We start from the raw sequence: 17668 nt of genomic DNA on the forward strand, positions 1-17668 counted from the left end.
CTGTGACCGCAACACCCTCGTCGGGATCAGGCCGCCACGGCGGCGGCTTCCGCCACCATCTCGTCTTCGACCGAACTGAGCATCAGATGCTCGAACGCGCCGAGCGATGCCTTGGCACCCTCGCCAACGGCGATCACGATCTGCTTGAACGGCACCGTCGTCACGTCGCCCGCCGCGAACACGCCCGGCACGGACGTCGCACCCTTGGCATCGACTTCGATCTCGCCATGACGCGAGAGCGCGACCGTGCCCTTGATCCACTCGGTGTTCGGCACCAGACCGATCTGCACGAACACGCCTTCGAGCGCAATCGTCGAACCCTCGCCCGTGGCACGGTCGAGATACGTCAGACCGTTGACCTTCTGGCCGTCACCGACGATTTCCGTCGTTTGCGCATTCATCAGCACGCGCACGTTCGGCAGGCTGCGCAGCTTGCGCTGAAGCACTTCGTCGGCGCGCAGTTGCGTGCCGTATTCGATCAGCGTGACTTCCTTGACGATGCCCGCCAGATCGATCGCCGCTTCCACGCCCGAGTTGCCGCCACCGACCACGGCAACGCGCTTGCCCTTGAACAACGGGCCATCGCAGTGCGGGCAGTAGGCGACGCCACGATTGCGGTATTCGCGCTCGCCCGGTGCGCCGATTTCGCGCCAGCGGGCGCCGGTCGCCAGTACCACGGCACGGGCCTTGAGCACCGCGCCGCTGGCCAGATGCACTTCGTGAATCTTGCCGGGGATCAACGCTTCGGCACGCTGCGTGTCGATTACGTCGACGTCATACGACTTCACGTGCTGCTCCAGCGCCGTGGCGAACTTCGGCCCTTCGGTGTGCGTGACGGAGACGAAGTTCTCGATCGCCATCGTGTCGAGCACCTGACCACCGAAGCGCTCGGCGACGACGCCCGTCACGATGCCCTTGCGCGCCGCGTAAATGGCTGCGGCGGCCCCTGCCGGTCCACCGCCCACGATCAGCATGTCGTAGACCGGCTTGTTCTCGAGCGCCTTGGCGGCACGGGCGGTCGCGCCCGTGTCGAGCTTCGCGAGCAGTTCCTTCACGCTGGTGCGGCCTTGCGTGAACGATTCGCCGTTGAGGAACACCGTCGGCACCGCCATCACCTGACGTGCTTCGACTTCGCTCTGGAACAGCGCACCGTCGATGGTGACTTGCTGGATACGCGGATTGATGAGCGCCATCACGTTCAGTGCCTGCACGACTTCCGGGCAGTTCTGGCACGACAGCGAAATGTACGTCTCGAAGCGGAAATCGCCATCGAGATCGCGAACCTGCGCGATGGTGTCGTCGTCGAGCTTGAGCGGATGACCACCGACGTGCAGCAGCGCGAGCACCAGCGACGTGAACTCATGACCCATCGGCAACCCTGCGAAACGGATGCGCGGCGCCTCACCCGGCGTGCCGATCGCGAAGGACGGACGACGCTCGTTGGCGTCATCACGCGACACGACGGCAATCTTGTCCGACAGCGGCGCGATCTCGTCGACCAGCGCCTTCATTTCGGCAGACTTGGGGCTATCGTCGAGCCACACGGCGATCTCGATGGGGCGCGTGACTTTCTGGAGGTACGTTTGCAACTGGGCTTTGAGGTTCGCGTCCAACATGGCTTTGTTTCCGTCTCGATAGGGTGAGCGAGGTCCACCGCGTCGGCCGTCGGCTGGCGCAGATGAGTTGTCGGGAATTCGGGGTTGGGTGCCGGCGCAGCGGGGTTTAGGGGGACCCGCGCGCCGGCAGGACACGCCGCTCTGTGACGGGAGCGGCGCTTACAGCAACGAAACTACGATGCGGTTTCGGTCATGCGTGACGCTTAGATCTTGCCGATCAGGTCGAGCGACGGGCTCAGCGTTTCAGCGCCCGGCGTCCACTTGGCGGGGCACACTTCGCCCGGGTGAGCGGCGATGTACTGAGCGGCCTGCACCTTGCGCAGCAGTTCCTTGGCGTCCCGGCCGATGCCGTTGTCATGGATTTCGCACAGCTTGATCTCGCCTTCCGGGTTGATCACGAACGTGCCGCGCAGGGCCAGACCTTCTTCCTCGATCAGCACGTCGAAGTTGCGCGAGATCGCCAGCGTCGGGTCGGCAACCATCGGGTACTGGATCTTCTGGATCGTGTCCGACGTGTCGTGCCAGGCCTTGTGCGTGAAATGCGTGTCGGTCGAGACGCTGTAGATTTCAACGCCCAGCTTCTTGAATTCTTCGTAGTTGTCGGCCAGATCGCCAAGTTCGGTCGGGCACACGAAGGTGAAGTCGGCCGGGTAGAACACCACCACCGACCACTTGCCCTTCAGGGTCTCGTCGGTCACGGTGATGAAGTCGCCATTTTGGTAGGCGTTGGCTTTGAACGGCTTGATCTGGGTGTTGATGATCGGCATGACGTTGTCTCTTGGACGGGGTGGAAAGTGTTGCCAGTATGCCGAATGCTATCGATCAATTGAAATTGATTCTTAGAATCTATGCGATTAAGCCAGACTATCGATGTCGATAGCCTGGCGGCTATGGCCTCGCCGCGCCCCCCGGCGGCGGCCATGCGGACAAGGGGGGCGTCAGGCCTTGGGGTAGCGCACGGCACGCACCTTGCCGCTGGTTGCACCGCCGCAGTAGAAGGTCCCGTGTCCGTCGTACTCCAGGCCGCTCACGACCACGCCATCCGGCATTTGCACGCGCTTGAGGACTTCGCTGCTGGTCGGGTCGACCTGACGCAGCTCGCTCTGTTCGTTCTCCCACGTGCCGTGCCACAGTTCGTCGTTCGCCCACGTCACGCCCGTGACGAAGCGGTCGGACTCGATGGTGCGTAACACGCGTCCGTCCGCCGGGTCGATTTGCAGGATGCGGCGGTCGCGGTACTGACCGACCCACAGGCTGCCTTCGGCCCACGTGAGCCCGGAGTTGCTGCCCCGGTCGGCGGGCGCCGGGATCGAATGCAGCACGCGACCGGTCGACGGATCGATCTTGTCGATGCGCGATTCCGCGATTTGATAGAGATGCTTGCCGTCGAATGCGGTACCGGCATCGCTCGGCGCGTCGAGCGTGCGGCTGACTGCGCCGTTAGACGGATCGAAGGCCACCAGCGCTTCGCCGGTAGCGGCCCATACCTGCCGTCCGTCGAAGGTCACGCCGTGGATGCGATCGAAGCCCGGGAACGGACCATATTCGCTGGTGATGTCGGCCGCACTCACGGCGGTCGTTTGAAGGCGGCTTTGCTGCTGGGGTTTGCTCGTCATGTCAGGCTCCTGTCTTCTGTAGAGACGCCACGTTCGGCGTGCAAGTCCACTCTAGCCAAACGCCCATCCGGCAGGGAGTAACAATATCGTCGTGAATTCGGTGAGCGGAGGCGCCATCCAGCGACGCGCGCGCGCCAGACCGATTGCGCGCACCCGTCCCTGCGTCTCCAGCTCGCTCAGCGCACGCTGCACCGTGCGCTGACTGGCGCCGAGGGCCAGCGCGAGCGCCGACGTCGACCACGCGGCGCCGTCGGCAAGCAGCGCAACGAGCGATGCCCGTTCGCCATCGATGGGCGGAAGCAGCACGGCGACATCCGGTTCGCTTGCCATGCCTGCGCGGCCACACGGTCGCAGCGCGAAACCGGCCGCCGTGGCATCGATATCGGCGATGCCGCGAAGCAGCGTACGCAGACGCCCGATCTCGACGCGCAGACGTGCGCGATGCGTCTCGTCCATATCCTCGGGACGGCGCAGGTGAAACGCTTCGGCGATCAGGCGTTCGCGCGAGGCATCTCCCGGCCAGGCGCGGGCCAGCGTCAACGCGAGCGTGAAGAGCACCGGACGCCTCGCCAGCGGACGCCACACATTGCCCGTGCCGACACCACGACGGCAGGCGTCGATCACCAGCGTATCGGAGTGCACCAGCGCTGCGGCGGTTTCGATCGACACCGTCTGCTCTCTGCCGCGCTGCCACCGTCTCGCCGCGGGGCGCGTCAGCACGTCATGAAGACCGTCGATCTCCGCGCGCAGTGCTGGCACACCGGCGGTGTCGGCGGCGGATCGCGCGCGGCCAAGCGCATGACGTGCGTCGTCGACGCGCAGGGTGCGCAGCGCCAGTTCTGCCGCAATCAGGGCATGCACGGCAACGAGACGTGCCGGGATGTCACTGTGGGACACCTCATCGAGGGCCTGCGCCGTCGCATCGAGCTTGCCCATCAGCAGCAGACGCCGGGCCACGATGAGCCGCGCGAGCATGGCGTTCGGTGCGTCGCCATGCGATGCGAGATACGCCGCCGCCGTCTGCAATGCGCGAAGGGTGCCGCCGATGTCGCGCATGGCGAGCGCGACTTCGGCGTCGGCGACGACGCACCGTGCCCGCGCAAGTGCTTCATGTGCACCGAAGCCACGCGCCGCCCGCTTGAGCAGATCGCGGGCGAGGGGATAATCGCCGAGCTGCGCCATCGCGATTCCGCGCAGCGCAAGCGCCGGCGGATCGTCGCGAAGGGCGACACGGCGCAATGCGCCAAGCGGATCGCCCGCGGCCAGCGCGCGGGCGGAAGCGGCAAGGAGGGAGTCCATCGCGGGATATTACCGCGCGACCTCTCACTCCCCGCCTCTGTGCCTACGACGGGCGCGCCTTCGACGTGCCGTCATCAGGCAGACGCTAAGGCAGACAAGCAGCGCAGGATTACAATCGAGGCATCCCGACGCGAGGTAAGCCATGCCAAACCCATCGCACAAGGCGCACGAGGCGCACGACCACGATCATCCGCACGGCAACGGCAGCGATGGAGACGGCGACCACGATCACGCTCACCACACGCACGCCGGACACAGCCATGCGGGACACAGCCACGCAGGTCATAGCCATGCCAGTGGCGTGACCGATCAGCGGCGGATCGGCATCGCCTTCGTGCTCATCGCGGTTTTCATGGTGATCGAAATTGTCGGCGGCCTGCTCTCCGGCTCGCTTGCGCTGCTCGCCGACGCCGGCCACATGGTGAGCGATGCGGCCGCGCTCGCTTTTAGCTGGATCGCGATTCACTACGGCAAGCGACCGGCGACGCTGCAATTGACCTACGGTTACAAGCGGCTCGAAGTGCTGGCGGCATTCGTCAACGGATGCGCGCTGTTCGTCATTGCGGGATGGATCGTGATCGAAGCGATCCGACGGTTTACCGAGCCGGTACCGATTGTGGGGACGACGATGCTTATCGTGGCGTTTGCGGGGCTGCTCGCGAACATCGCCGCGTTCATGGTGTTGCATGGCGGCAACCGCGAGAATCTGAACATGCGCGGCGCCTGGTTACACGTGCTGGGCGACATGCTGGGCTCGGCAGCGGCGATCGTCGCGGCCGTCGTCATTCTGCTCACCGGCTGGATGCCCATCGACCCGCTGCTGTCGATCTTCGTGGCGGTCATCATTCTGAAGAGCGCGTGGGGCATCGTGAGGTCATCCGCCCACATCCTGCTCGAAGGCACGCCCGACTCGCTCAACCCTACGGAAATCAAGGCCGATCTGGAGGCCACGGTCACACAGGTGCGCAGCGTGCATCACATCCACGCGTGGTCGATTACGGGCGAGCGTCACATGATCACCTTGCATGCCGTGCCCGCGCCCGGCGCGAGCACGCGCGACGCCATGGTCGCCGTGCAGCAACGGCTGGCCACGCGCTTCAACGTGGAGCACGCCACGATTCAGATCGAAGACGCGGCATGTGAAGCCCAATCGCCGTGTAACGAGCGAGACGGATGACGCCGGCGGTCACGGCCCGGCGAGCGTTGCGCTTCGCCGGGCCGCAAACGTGCATTACCAGCGATACGTCACGCCGAGCTTCACGACGGGGTAGAAGCGAAGCCGGTCAGCCTTGTCCTGAAGCTCCTGACGCTGTGCATCGACGGTTGCCTGTCCGACGATGGCAGTGATGAACGGCGACACGTTGAGGTCGACCTTCGGCCGGCCGTACGCGACACCTGCGTCGAACGACATCGACCAGCCGGGCGTGCCTTCCGGTGCGTGGCCGAAACCGATACCGAGATACGGGCGCACCGTCGGCAGCTTGATACGGCCGGTCACCGATTGCCCCGCCGTCGGATAGGCTACGCCGCGATAGACATAGACGTCCTGCACCGCGTGGCCCACGAGATCGACATGGTCGTTGCCGACCAGCACGCCCGCCGTCAGGCGAAACGGTAACGTTGCGGGGGCCGGGAAGAAGTCCGCATAAATGCCGCCGTGCAGGAAACGCGCCTTGCCGTTGTAGCGCACTTCACCGGCCGTAAAGCTATGCGACAGCGCCAGCCCATTCACGTCGGCACGCGCACCGATATGACGCGTGATACCGACACCCATACCGTAGCCCAGACCTTCGGTGCCCACGGTGCCGTACATTTCGATGGCGTGCGCATGCGCCGTGCATGCGAGCGTCGCCACGGCAAAAGCCATTGCCTTGCAGTTCATGTGTTACTTGCAACTCAAAAAAGGGGGAGAGGCGTTGGAGGACGTTAGATGGCGTTGGGCCACGTCAAGAACGAGGATTGGCGAGCGTCGGCTGACAACCCGGATCGTCGAGACGGCGAACCGCGTTCGCGCATGCCCGTGTCGATCGTCGTTGCAGAGGGTGAGATCGCGTAGCAATAGGCGCGACCGGTCCTACGGTGTATTCCGAAATCAAACTTCACTACATTCCCCGCTGAGATGTTGCGCCCCTGACGTTTGCCGTGGTATCCGGCATCGTTCTGGTTTAGTGCCGCGATGCTAGCACGCGGCCTGTGACAGTCAGATTGGCCGTGAGCATGCGTTGCCGCCGCACAACAAGCGCGGGGCCGGGACGACGGATCGACGGTCCAGGCGGAGCCGATCCGGGGTATCCGTGCTCAGGAAGGCGTTTGAAACGTGGGGTTCAGCGTGGCGGAGATTCGCCGTCGTCACGGCAATCGCTTCCCGCGCATTGCCGTGGGGCGCCGCGCGCGTGCGCGCCCGGTCCGGACGACGTGCCCTGACGTCCGAAACCGATCTGCTGAAAGACGCCGCCGCCGATTTCGAAACCGGTGGCGTAGTGATAAGCGGCAACGGTCGAACCGAGTGCCACCGACAGCAACAACAACGTTCCCGTACGCCAGCGGCGTCGGACCGTGGAAGCCATGTCTCCTCCCTGTCAGAGGTCGGCCCGCTCGGAGGACGCCTGCGCCGGCTAGCGGCGATTGGCAAACCACACTCCGGCACTGCTACGTCCTGGCGGGGATCGAGTTTCCAGTAACGACTGAGTCTCGTTTTTTCGCGATTCTGCACGCGACCGCCCAGATTTGTCACCCCGGCTATCCCTAAGACCGTCATTTATATCGCAATGTGATATATTTTTCGGCTTTCAGACGTCTCCCATATTCTTAGCCGCTGACTTATGACTGCATCGACTCCCCCGGACCATCCGGCGCAGCAACATGCCCCCGAAGTGCCCGACGCGCCGATCACAGCGCACGCCCTGACGAAGAGCGACTTCGAGGCGCTCTCGGAATTTCGCTATCGGCTGCGGCGCTTTCTCAATTTCAGCGAGACGGCGGCACGCGAGGGAGGCATCACGCCGCAGCAGTATCTGTTGTTGCTGCACGTCAAAGGTATCCCGGGGCGGGAGTGGGCGTCTATCAGTGAATTAGCGGAGCGGCTTCAGGCCGTGCATCACAGCGTGGTTGCGCTCGTTGCCCGCTGCGAGAAGGCCGGGCTCGTCACGCGTCGTCAGAACGAGAGCGACCGGCGCGTCGTGGAAATTCATCTGTCCCCGGCGGGCGAAGCGTGTCTGGCGAATCTCGCGGCCCAGCATCGCAACGAACTGAGCACCTTCGCCGACATCTTCCACATTCGTGGCGTCCATCTGTAATCCCGGTACCGTCATGGCTTCTGCACCTCACTCCACTCCGGCACAGGCATCGGCGTCGACACACGCCCCGATGCCGCTTCCCGCGCATGCGCGCGATTTCGCGCGCGCGCCGGGGCTGCCGCGCCTCATTGCTCTGGCGGCCGTCATCGGCTTCTGCGGTGTGCCCGCCGCCTGGCTGCTGCTCAATCTGATTCAGGGGTTCACCAACCTCTTCTTCTATCAGACGCTCTCGTTCGCCGCGCACTCGCCGTCGCAAAACACCCTCGGCATCGCAGTCATTGCCCTGCCCGTCATCGGCGGTCTGATCGTCGGCGTCATGGCGCGCTTCGGCAGCGACAAGATTCGCGGACACGGCATTCCCGAAGCCATCGAGGCGATTCTGTTCGGCAAGAGCAAGATGTCGCCGCGCGTGGCCGTGCTCAAGCCGCTCTCGTCCGGCATCGTGATCGGCAGCGGCGGCCCGTTCGGCGCGGAAGGCCCGATCATCATGACGGGCGGGGCCGTCGGCTCGCTCATCGCACAGTACTTCCACCTGAGCGCCGCCGAGCGCAAGACCTTGCTCGTGGCCGGCGCCACGGCGGGCATGACGGCAGTCTTCGGCACGCCGGTCGCCGCCGTGCTGCTGGCCGTGGAGCTGCTGCTGTTCGAATGGCGGCCGCGCAGTCTGCTGCCGGTGATCGTGGCGTGCGCCGTCGCCGGTTTCGCCCGCCCGCTGCTGCTTGAAGCCGGGCCCCTCTTTCCGATGACGACACCCGCCGTCTCGCCCATTGCGCTGGTCTCCTGCCTGATTGCCGGGGTGTGCGCGGGCCTGCTCTCCGCAGGGATGTCGCGCGCGCTGTACGCCATCGAAGACGCCTTCCACAAGCTGCCCGTGCACTGGATGTGGTGGCCTGCCATCGGCGGTCTCGCCGTGGGCATTGGCGGCTATCTCGAACCGCGCGCGCTGGGGGTCGGTTACGACGTCATCGCCGATCTGCTTGCCGGACATTTCACGATGCACGCCGCGCTCGCGCTGCTGCTCGTCAAGGCGCTCATCTGGGCGATTGCGCTGGGGTCATGCACGTCCGGCGGCGTGCTCGCGCCGCTGCTCATGATCGGCGCAGGCCTCGGCACGTTGCTCGCACCCGTGCTGCCCGGCGGCGACATCACGCTCTGGGCGCTCGTCTGCATGGCGGCCACGCTCGCAGGCGTGCTTGGCGCACCGCTCACGGCGATCGTCTTCGCACTGGGACTGACGCACGACGTCAACGCCCTGCTGCCGCTGCTGCTGACCTGCGGCGTGTCCTACGGCGTCACGATCTGGATCATGCCGCGCTCGATCATGACGGAGAAGATCGCGCGACGCGGACGCCACATCCATCGCGAATACGGGGTCGATCCGCTGGAGCGCCTGCACGTGGGCGAACTGATGACACGTGATCCGGAATCGCTGCGTGCCGAGATGTCCATCGAAGACACCGCGCAGCAGGCGTTCGGTGCGAGTCAGCGTCATCGCGCCTACCCGGTCGTCGACGCGTCGCGCGCCGTCCTTGGCATGGTCGACCGGCAGGCGCTCACCCGCGCGCAGACGCAGGGACTGCAAACGCTCGGGCAGTTGTATGGCGTGAATCCACCGCTCGTCGCGCTGCCTTCGGAGACCGGGCGCATCGTGTCCGCACGTTTGGCCGCGCATCAACTTGAGCGTTTGCCGGTCGTGAGCGATGCGACGTCACGCAAGCTCGTCGGCATCATCAGTCGCAGCGATCTGGTGAAACCGGCCGAACACTGGCGCTCAGAAGAAGAAGTGCGCGAGCGCATGCTGCATCTGGGACGCAAGCGCGTCTGAGCGTCGAGATCCATCGGCACGTGGCGTGCATTCGTACAAGGTTGACGCGCGCCACGTCGTTGATCCACCATCGGGGACTTGATCCCACCGACAACGCACCGCCGCGTGCGTCACTCTCCGATGGCGACGACCCGATCCCCCAAGACGCCGACTCCCGCCACCGACGACAAGCGCATTCGCATTGGCGTCGGCGGCTGGAATTTCGCCCCGTGGCAAGGCACGTTCTATCCCGAGAAGTGGCCCAGGCGCCGCGAACTCGAATATGCGAGCCGACACCTCACCTCCATCGAAATCAACAGCACGTTCTACGGCTCGCAAAAGCCTGCGACGTTTCGCAACTGGTTCGAAGAAACGCCAGACGACTTCGTGTTCTCAGTGAAGGCGTCGCGCTACGCCACGCATCGCCGCGTGCTGGCCGAAGCGGGCGACTCCGTGGCGCGCTTCTTCGACAGCGGCGTGCTGGAACTGGGCAGGAAACTCGGCCCGGTGAACTGGCAATTCGCACCGACGAAGACGTTTGACGCGCAAGACTTCGAACACTTCCTGAATCTGCTGCCGACAACGGCGGGCGGACACACGATCCGTCATGCGCTGGAAGTGCGTCACGAGAGCTTTGCGACACCCGAGTTCGTCGCGTTGGCGCGCAAGTACGAGATGGCCATCGTGCTCGCCGGTGATGCCAAGTTTCCATGCATCGCCGACAGCACGGCGCCGTTCGTCTACGCGCGGCTGATGGGCACGCAGGAGCGCTACAAACTCGGTTATGCCCCGAAGGCGATGGCGCAATGGCTGGACCGCGCGACGACGTTCGCCGCCGGTGGCATGCCTGACGATCTCGACACCGTCGCCAAAGCGCCGCTCAAGGCCAAACATCGCGACGTGTTCCTCTATGTCATCAGCGGCTTCAAGGAGCGCAACCCGGCCGCCGCGATGGCGATGATCGACGCGCTTGGGAAGCGCTGACGTTCCGCCCACGCTCTGCCTGCAATAAAAAACGCGGCGCATAAGGCGCCGCGTCCGGTACAGCAACAGCACGGTCAATCGTCGATCCGTCGATCAGTGCATCGCCGCGGAATTACGGGCTTCGGCAGCGTTCTGCGCCGGCACGTCGCCGCGCGTGCGCTCCCATGCGTTCTTTGCGAGCAGTGCGATCGTCGCGATCACCGCCGGAATCGCCAGCAGCGAGAACGTCGCGGAAAATCCCAGATGACGGCGCACGAGTTCCGCGCCGAGCAACGCACCGGCGATGCCGCCGAAGCGTCCGATGCCGAGCATCCATGCCACGCCCGTGGCACGGCCATTCGTCGGGTAGAACATGGCGGCCAGCGACGGCATCGACGATTGCGCGCCGTTCATCGCCGTGCCCGCGAGGAAGATCAGCGTGACGAGCATGCCGATGTCGCCGATCGCCTGCCCGACCGCATACACCAGCACCGCCGTGAGCGCGTAGCCGACCGCCACCACCTTCTGCGCGTTGAACTTGTCCATCAGCCAGCCCGACAGGATCGTGCCGATGCCGCCACCGAGCGGGAACAAGGCCGTAATCAGTGCGGCGCGCTCGACCGTGAAACCCGCGTCCTTGAACAGGATCGGCATCCAGCTGGTGAGCAGATAGAAGATCACGAGGCCCATGAAGTAGGTCACCCACAGCATCACCGAGCCAAAACCGTACTGCTTCGAGAGCACTACGCCGATGGCCGAACCGGCGCGCTTCGGCGCGGCTTCATTCACGGTGAACGTGTTCACATCGTCGAACGACTCGCCCGCGATACGCGACAGGATGCGACGCACGCGCGCCACCGGCTTCTGCTTGACCACGAGAAACTTCACCGACTCCGGCAGGCACGCAATCAGCAACACCGAGAGCACCAGCGGCAGCACGCCGCCAAGCACCAGCACGCTATGCCAGCCGAAATGCGGAATCAGCCACGAGGCCACGAAACCGCCAACGGAAGCGCCGAGCGGAAAGCCGCAGAACATCGTGTTGACGATCACGGCACGGCGCGCTTGCGGCGCGTATTCGGAAATCAGCGTCACGGCATTCGGCATCGCAGCGCCGAGTCCGAGGCCCGTTAGAAAGCGCAGCACGGTCAGCGTCTGAAGATCCTGCGCGAAGGCCGTGGCAAGACTCGCCACGCCGAAGAACACCACAGACAACACGAGTATGGTCTTGCGGCCTGCCTTGTCGGCCAGCGGCCCGGCGAAGATCGCCCCGCCTGCCAGCCCGAACAGAGCGGCCGAAAGCACCGGGCCGAGCGAGCCCTTGTCGATATGCCATTGCTGCACCAGCGACGGCGCGATGTAACCGATGGCGGCGGTATCGAAGCCGTCGATGGCCACGATGAAGAAACACAGGATCAGCACCAGCCACTGATAGCTGGAAAAGCGCTGAGCGTTGATGTAGGCGGGCACGTCCACCGTGCGCGGATGATTCATGACGCTGTCTCCTCGGGGCGCGAGCGCTCCGTTGTTCATTCCATTATTTTTTTGGAAATCGATCACCGCCGGTGCGCATCCGTGTGTCGGGGGTGGCGCGCGCAGGGGGTCTGTCCGTCCTGCCGTCTTGATGCGGCATCGCGGCTTGGCGGCAAAGCAGATTTCTGCCGCTAATGTACGTCCATATCCCGCCTGTCGAAATGATCTTTCGTCAGGCCATCCATAACGGGCGGTTATGCGTGACGCCACCGGTGGCGGTTATAGCACACCGGTGGTGTGGTCCTTGAGACGGTGGCCACGGCCCGCCGCCCCATCAGGCCCGCTCAGGCCCGCCCAGACCCGTTCAAACGGCTCCGGCTCAGGCAAGCGGCAGGCCGACGTAGTTTTCCGCCAGCATCAGCGACGCCGCACGCGAACTCACCACGTACTCCAGCTCGGCGCGCTGCATCTGTTGCTCGAACGGCGTAGCGTCGTCCAGACGATGCAGCATGCGGGTCATCCAGTACGAGAAGTGTTCCGCACGCCAGATGCGCTTGAGCGCCGCCGCCGAATACCCCTGCAACGCCGCCTCACTGTCGCGGTGAAAGAAGTCGTCGAGCGCGTGCGACAGCCGCCAAACGTCGGCCACCGCGAGGTTCATCCCCTTCGCGCCGGTCGGCGGCACGATGTGCGCCGCGTCGCCCGCGAGAAAGAGACGTCCGTACTGCATCGGCGTGGCGACGAAGCTGCGCATGGCAACCACGTTCTTCTGGAAGATCGGACCTTCCGTGAGACGCCAGCCGTCGTCGCTCTCCGTGCGCGTGTGCAGTTCTTCCCAGATACGCGCGTCGCTCCACGTCTCGGCGCGCTCGTTGGGATCGCACTGGAAGTACATGCGCTGCACCGTCGGCGAGCGCGTACTGATCAGCGCAAAGCCTCGCTCGTGTGCAGCGTAGATCAGTTCGTCCGACGACGGCGGGGCCTCGACCAGCACGCCGAACCAGCCGAACGGGTACACGCGCTGGTATTCCTTGCGCACCGACGCGGGCATGGCCGGACGGCACACGCCGTGGAAGCCATCGCAGCCGGCGATGAAATCGCAGGTGAGGCGTCGCGGTTGTCCGTCCACGGTGAACTGCACGCTCGGTTGCGTGCTGTCGACATCGTGAACCGACACGTCCGAGACATCGAACAGGATCTCGCCCTGCGCCGCCTCACGCGCCGCGATCAGATCCTTGATGACCTCGTGCTGCGCGTAGACCGTGATCGAGCGCCCGGTCAGCTCGGTCAGCGCGATGCGATGACGCTGCCCGCCGAAGGCCAGTTCGACACCGTGGTGCACCGCGCCTTCACGGCGCATGCGCTCACCCACGCCCGTGTCGTTGAGGATGTCCATCGTGCCCTGCTCCAGCACACCGGCGCGGATGGTCGACTCGACCGCCGCACGCGAGCGCGATTCGAGCACGATCGAATCGATACCCTTGAGATGCAGCAGATGGGAAAGCAGCAAGCCGGCGGGACCAGCGCCGACGATGACGACGGGGTAATGGGTGCGCATAGGTTGTCTCCTGTGATTGCACCGCCCACGTCCGGCACACCTGCGCCGGGCATCTCGCGACATGAATCAGGCAAAAGGAGGAAGCCCCGGCAGCGGACGAATTGCATTTCTTGGTTGTCTCACGCTCGCTGCCCCACTTAGGACTACGCGTAAACACGCATGCCCGCGCGCCTGTCCTAAGTGCTTTTTTAACGCCTTGTCACGAGGGGCGAATGCGTCATATCTTATGGAGCGCGCACGTCGCGTTGAATGGATGAATCGGCGACTTTCTTGTACTTTTTCGACAACTTCGACCAAGGGAAAACCAGTATGTCAGGCGCGTCATCCCGGCTGCGCGCGGCGCGCGAGGCGATTCCGGAATTCTCGTTGTACGGTGAGTTGACCGAAACCGACAGCGGCGACTTCGTCCATATCGAATGGATCGAGACACGCAGCCGTCTCTACGACTGGCATATCGATACGCATCGCCATCTGGGTCTGTTTCAGGTGCTCGCGATCTTCGAAGGCAAGGTCGAGGCAAATGTCGACGATGCGACGTGGGAAGTCGAAGGTCCCGCCGTCATCACGGTGCACCCGTCGGCCGTGCACAACTTCCGCTTCTCGCGCGGCGCGCACGGCTTCGTACTCACCATGGCGCAGAGCGTGCCATTCGACGCCGCCATCGGTGCGGATGCCGACATGACCTCGCTGCTTCGCAAACCGTGGCTGTTCGCGCTGGCCGATGCGCCGCAAACACGCGATCGTCTCTACACGCTGCTCGGTCTCATCATGGACGAGTTTTCGCGCCCGCAACTGGGGCACGCGGAAATGGTCGGATGGCTCACGCGCAGCGTGCTGCTATTGCTCGCACGCCTGCATGCGCATCACGATTCCGCCACGCGCACGGGACGCACGGAACTGGATCTGTTCGCGCGGTTTCGCGCGCTCGTGGAAACGCACTACACCGAAGCGTGGGCCGTACCCGCCTACGCCGAACGCCTGCATGTGACGGAGAGCAAGCTCAATCGTCTGTGCCGGCGTATCTCGGGCAAATCGGCGTTCGATCTGGTGCAGGATCGTCTGATGCTCGAAGCGCGGCGCAAACTCATCTACATTCCCGCGCCGGTCTCGCACGTCGCCTACGAACTCGGGTTTCAGGACCCGGCGTATTTCTGCCGCGTGTTCAAGCGCCATGTCGGCGTGACGCCGTCCGCCTTCCGGCGTACGGCGCAACACGCGCATCTGGGCGACGACTCGGCGCTGTCCGCAGAACTGTTGCCCTGATGTGGCCCGGGCATCCCGCGAGGGCGACATACCAAGGTGACTGACGATCGCGCCGACGGAACGACATCGGCGCCATCGCAACCGCTCAGCCGCGCAGGAAGCTCAGCAACGCGTCGGTCACGGCAGGGGCGCACTCGATGTTCGACAGATGCGCCCCGGGCACGATCACCTGCTGCGCGCCACGAATGCGCTCGACCATCGCCGTCGACATGGCCGGCGGCGTCGCCAGATCGCCGGCGCCGGTCACGATCAGCGTCGGCGCCGTGATCGCGGCGATCTCGTCCAGTTGATTCATGTCGCGCACCGCCGCACATGCCGCGGCATAACCCGCCGGGGCGAGCGAGCGGAACATCGCCTTCATCCGTTCGACGGTGGCGCTCTCACGCTGCGCATATTCCGGCGTGAACCAGCGCGACACGACCGCATCGGTCACGGCGGTCATCCCATCGGCCTGCACGGCACGAATGCGGCCGTTCCACACGTCCTCGGCGCCGATATGGGCCGACGAGCACACGATGGCGAGGCGATCCAGACGCTGCGGCGCGTGAATACCCAGCCACATGCCCGTCATGCCGCCCATCGACACGCCGGCGAGACTGGCGCGCTCGATGTCCAGTGCGTCGAGCAGGGCGACGACGTCGCGCCCCAGTTGATCGATCACGTACGGCCCGGGCGTGACGGACGAACCGCCATGCCCCCGCGTGTCGTAACGGATCACACGGAATTCACGTGCAAGCGCAGGCACTTGCGGCGCCCACATCTCCAGCGTCGTGCCCAGCGAGTTCGAGAGCACGAGCGCTGGCGCATGGTCGTCGCCATCGATAGCCACGCGCAGTTGGGCATCGCCCACGTCGATCAAACGTTCCACGGTCATTTGTCTTGTCCCCTCAACCTTGCGCGTCCGGCGCAGCGGATTTCGATGCGCGCGTCGTCGATCCCGGCTCGGCGGCTTCCATCTCCGCGAAGACCTTCTCGGCATCGTGAATCGCCTGATTGGCGGCGGGCAGGCCGGCGTACAGCGCGGCATGCATGAACAGCTCCTTCATCTCTTCGCGCGTCACACCGTTGTTGAACGCGGCGCGCACGTGCATGCGGAATTCGTCGCCGCGATTGAGCGCGATAAGCAGCGAGAGCGTGATCATGCTGCGCATGCGGCGCGTGAGGCCCGGGCGGGTCCAGATGTCGCCCCAGGCGAAGCGCGTGATGAAGTCCTGGAAGTCGTCGTTGAACTCGTTGCGGCGGGTGAGCGTGCGGTCCACGTGCGCGTCGCCGAGCACGCCGCGTCGCACTTCCATGCCGTTGTCGTAGCGTTCCTGATCGTTCATTGGGATGTCCTGCCGGAAGGTGAAGACGGCGCGGCCGTTGCCACGTCCACCTGTGCGAGCACACGGCTCACGAACGTGTCGGCAGCGCCGAGATAGTGTTGGGGATCCGTGAGGCGTTCAAGCGCCTCGCCGGACAGAATGCGGATGATGTCGGCGTCCTCGCGAAGCACGTCGAGCAGGTGACGCCCCTGCGCGAGCGCATCGCGACAACGGGCCTCCACGCGCCGATGCGCTTCGAGTCGCCCCATCGATTCGCCGAGCGCCATCGTCACGGCTTCGGCCATGATCAGCCCATGGGTGACGTCGAGATTCGCACGCATGCGAGACACGTCGACCGTCCAGTCCTGCACGAGCGTGCGCGCCGTCGCCAGCGCACCACCGCACAGCATGAGCAGTTCGGGCAAGGTCTCCCACTCCGCATGCCAGGTGCCGAGTCCGCGCTCATGGTCCTGTTGCATCGCGCCGAACAGCGTGGCGACGAGTTGCGGCGTGCGCGCGGCGGCCGCGAGGATGGCCGCGCAGCCGACCGGGTTGCGCTTGTGCGGCATGGTGGACGAGCCGCCGCGCCCCGGGCCGGAGGCTTCCGCGATCTCGCCGACTTCCGTCTGCGTGAGCAGGGCCGTATCGCGAGCGAACTTACCCAGCGAGCCGGTCAGCGACGCTGCCCAGCTTCCCACGCGCACGATCCGGTCGCGCTGCCCGTGCCAGGGCGTCGCCGCGTCCGACAATCCGAGGTGACGCGCCAGCGCCGCCGCCACCGCGGGGCCGTGCGTGCCGAGCGAGGCCAGCGTGCCCGCCGCACCGCCGAACTGCACGCAAAGCACCTGATCGCGCACGCTCGTGAGGTCGGCGCGCGCACGCAGCAATGCGTCGAGCGTGCCGGCGAGTTTAAGGCCGAAGGTGATGGGCAAGGCGTGCTGAAGCCACGTCCGTCCGATCATGACCGTGGTGCGATGCTGGCGCACTTGCGCCGCGAGTTGCTGAATCAGCGCGTCGAGATCGGTGCCGAGATCGTCGAGGGCGCCGCGTATCTGTAGTACGAGGCCGGTGTCGATGGCGTCCTGACTGGTCGCGCCCCAGTGCACATAGCGGGCGGCGTCGGCGTCGAGCGTCTTCACGCGCGCAGTGAGTTGTTTGATCAGCGGGATGGCGAGGTTGCCCGCGCAGGCAGCCGCGTCGCGCAGCGCCTCCCAATCGAGGTCGCCGGCGCGCGCGGCCGCGGTAATCGGCGCAACGGCGGTGGCCGGGATCAGTCCCGTTTCGGCTTCGGCGGCGGCCAGCGCCACTTCGAAGTCGAGCATGCTCTGGAGCGTGGCGTCGCGGGAAAATCGCGTCGACACGGCCGCGCCGCGCAGCAAGGAATCAAGCAGTTCCGTCATCGGGAAATCGATGTTAGGTGCGTTGTTGGTGCGTTGCAAAATGCAGATACGGCCACGGGCTGCCGGCATTCGCATG

At 65.1% G+C, this 17668-nt stretch carries 16 protein-coding genes; 5 read left to right on the plus strand and 11 right to left on the minus strand.

Annotated features, from left to right (window positions below; translation table 11 throughout):
* Positions 1–26: 26 nt before the first annotated feature.
* From ahpF to PCA20602_RS19860, 4 genes are all read right to left on the minus strand, one after another.
* Entirely contained in the window at positions 27–1616 is a 1590-nt protein-coding gene (ahpF, locus tag PCA20602_RS19845; protein WP_150722656.1) for an alkyl hydroperoxide reductase subunit F, read from the minus strand.
* A gap of 203 nt (positions 1617–1819) precedes the next feature.
* Positions 1820–2383, minus strand: a complete 564-nt coding sequence (gene ahpC, locus PCA20602_RS19850) for an alkyl hydroperoxide reductase subunit C (RefSeq protein WP_069342163.1) — start codon at positions 2381–2383, stop codon at positions 1820–1822.
* Between the two features lie 171 nt (positions 2384–2554).
* Positions 2555–3232 (minus strand): Vgb family protein, encoded by a 678-nt coding sequence (locus PCA20602_RS19855; RefSeq protein WP_150722657.1) that lies wholly within the window; start codon positions 3230–3232, stop codon positions 2555–2557.
* A gap of 51 nt (positions 3233–3283) precedes the next feature.
* Positions 3284–4531: a helix-turn-helix domain-containing protein gene (locus PCA20602_RS19860; RefSeq protein WP_150722658.1), complete on the minus strand. Its 1248-nt coding sequence runs from the start codon at positions 4529–4531 to the stop codon at positions 3284–3286.
* Between the two features lie 142 nt (positions 4532–4673).
* On the opposite strand from PCA20602_RS19860, the gene PCA20602_RS19865 reads away from it, so the two are divergent.
* Complete coding sequence (locus PCA20602_RS19865; protein ID WP_150722659.1) at positions 4674–5708, plus strand: cation diffusion facilitator family transporter; 1035 nt, start codon at positions 4674–4676, stop codon at positions 5706–5708.
* 54 nt (positions 5709–5762) lie between these two features.
* Here PCA20602_RS19865 and PCA20602_RS19870 read toward each other — a convergent pair whose 3' ends face one another.
* Together PCA20602_RS19870 and PCA20602_RS19875 are read right to left on the minus strand one after the other, a co-directional pair.
* Positions 5763–6413, minus strand: a complete 651-nt coding sequence (locus tag PCA20602_RS19870) for a hypothetical protein (RefSeq protein WP_150722660.1) — start codon at positions 6411–6413, stop codon at positions 5763–5765.
* Between the two features lie 442 nt (positions 6414–6855).
* Positions 6856–7098: a hypothetical protein gene (locus PCA20602_RS19875; RefSeq protein ID WP_069342159.1), complete on the minus strand. Its 243-nt coding sequence runs from the start codon at positions 7096–7098 to the stop codon at positions 6856–6858.
* A gap of 255 nt (positions 7099–7353) precedes the next feature.
* On the opposite strand from PCA20602_RS19875, the gene PCA20602_RS19880 reads away from it, so the two are divergent.
* The 3 genes from PCA20602_RS19880 (at position 7354) to PCA20602_RS19890 (ending at position 10615) form a co-directional block, all read left to right on the plus strand.
* Positions 7354–7827 (plus strand): MarR family winged helix-turn-helix transcriptional regulator, encoded by a 474-nt coding sequence (locus PCA20602_RS19880; RefSeq protein ID WP_246182248.1) that lies wholly within the window; start codon positions 7354–7356, stop codon positions 7825–7827.
* Positions 7828–7897: 70 nt separating this feature from the next.
* A complete protein-coding gene (locus tag PCA20602_RS19885) occupies positions 7898–9652 on the plus strand; it encodes a chloride channel protein (protein ID WP_150722712.1) in 1755 nt (584 codons plus the stop codon).
* Between the two features lie 120 nt (positions 9653–9772).
* Positions 9773–10615 carry a DUF72 domain-containing protein gene (locus tag PCA20602_RS19890; protein WP_150722661.1) on the plus strand — a complete coding sequence of 281 codons (843 nt, stop codon included), beginning with the start codon at positions 9773–9775 and terminating at the stop codon, positions 10613–10615.
* A gap of 93 nt (positions 10616–10708) precedes the next feature.
* Here the strand turns inward: PCA20602_RS19890 and PCA20602_RS19895 are convergent, their stop codons facing one another.
* Both PCA20602_RS19895 and pobA read right to left on the minus strand, forming a co-directional pair.
* A complete protein-coding gene (locus PCA20602_RS19895; RefSeq protein ID WP_150722662.1) occupies positions 10709–12088 on the minus strand; it encodes an MFS transporter in 1380 nt (459 codons plus the stop codon).
* Positions 12089–12446: 358 nt separating this feature from the next.
* Positions 12447–13625 (minus strand): 4-hydroxybenzoate 3-monooxygenase, encoded by a 1179-nt coding sequence (gene pobA, locus PCA20602_RS19900; protein ID WP_150722663.1) that lies wholly within the window; start codon positions 13623–13625, stop codon positions 12447–12449.
* Positions 13626–13934: 309 nt separating this feature from the next.
* Here pobA and PCA20602_RS19905 point away from each other — a divergent pair, with 309 nt between their 5' ends.
* Positions 13935–14888 carry a helix-turn-helix domain-containing protein gene (locus PCA20602_RS19905; RefSeq protein ID WP_069342202.1) on the plus strand — a complete coding sequence of 318 codons (954 nt, stop codon included), beginning with the start codon at positions 13935–13937 and terminating at the stop codon, positions 14886–14888.
* A gap of 85 nt (positions 14889–14973) precedes the next feature.
* On the opposite strand, the gene pcaD is transcribed toward PCA20602_RS19905, so the two are convergent.
* From pcaD to PCA20602_RS19920, 3 genes are read right to left on the minus strand one after another with little or no spacing between them, the layout of a single operon-like run.
* Entirely contained in the window at positions 14974–15762 is a 789-nt protein-coding gene (gene pcaD, locus PCA20602_RS19910; protein ID WP_150722664.1) for a 3-oxoadipate enol-lactonase, read from the minus strand.
* A 13-nt stretch (positions 15763–15775) separates the two neighbouring features.
* Complete coding sequence (pcaC, locus tag PCA20602_RS19915) at positions 15776–16213, minus strand: 4-carboxymuconolactone decarboxylase (protein ID WP_150722665.1); 438 nt, start codon at positions 16211–16213, stop codon at positions 15776–15778.
* The gene (locus tag PCA20602_RS19920; RefSeq protein ID WP_150722666.1) at positions 16210–17592 is read right to left on the minus strand and encodes a 3-carboxy-cis,cis-muconate cycloisomerase; all 1383 of its coding nucleotides are present in this window, start codon (positions 17590–17592) and stop codon (positions 16210–16212) included. The genes pcaC and PCA20602_RS19920 overlap by 4 nt, the downstream gene beginning before the upstream one ends.
* Between the last annotated feature and the right edge of the window lie 76 nt (positions 17593–17668).

Origin of the sequence: Pandoraea capi, from assembly GCF_902459735.1 — a bacterium.
GTDB classification, from domain to species: domain Bacteria; phylum Pseudomonadota; class Gammaproteobacteria; order Burkholderiales; family Burkholderiaceae; genus Pandoraea; species Pandoraea capi.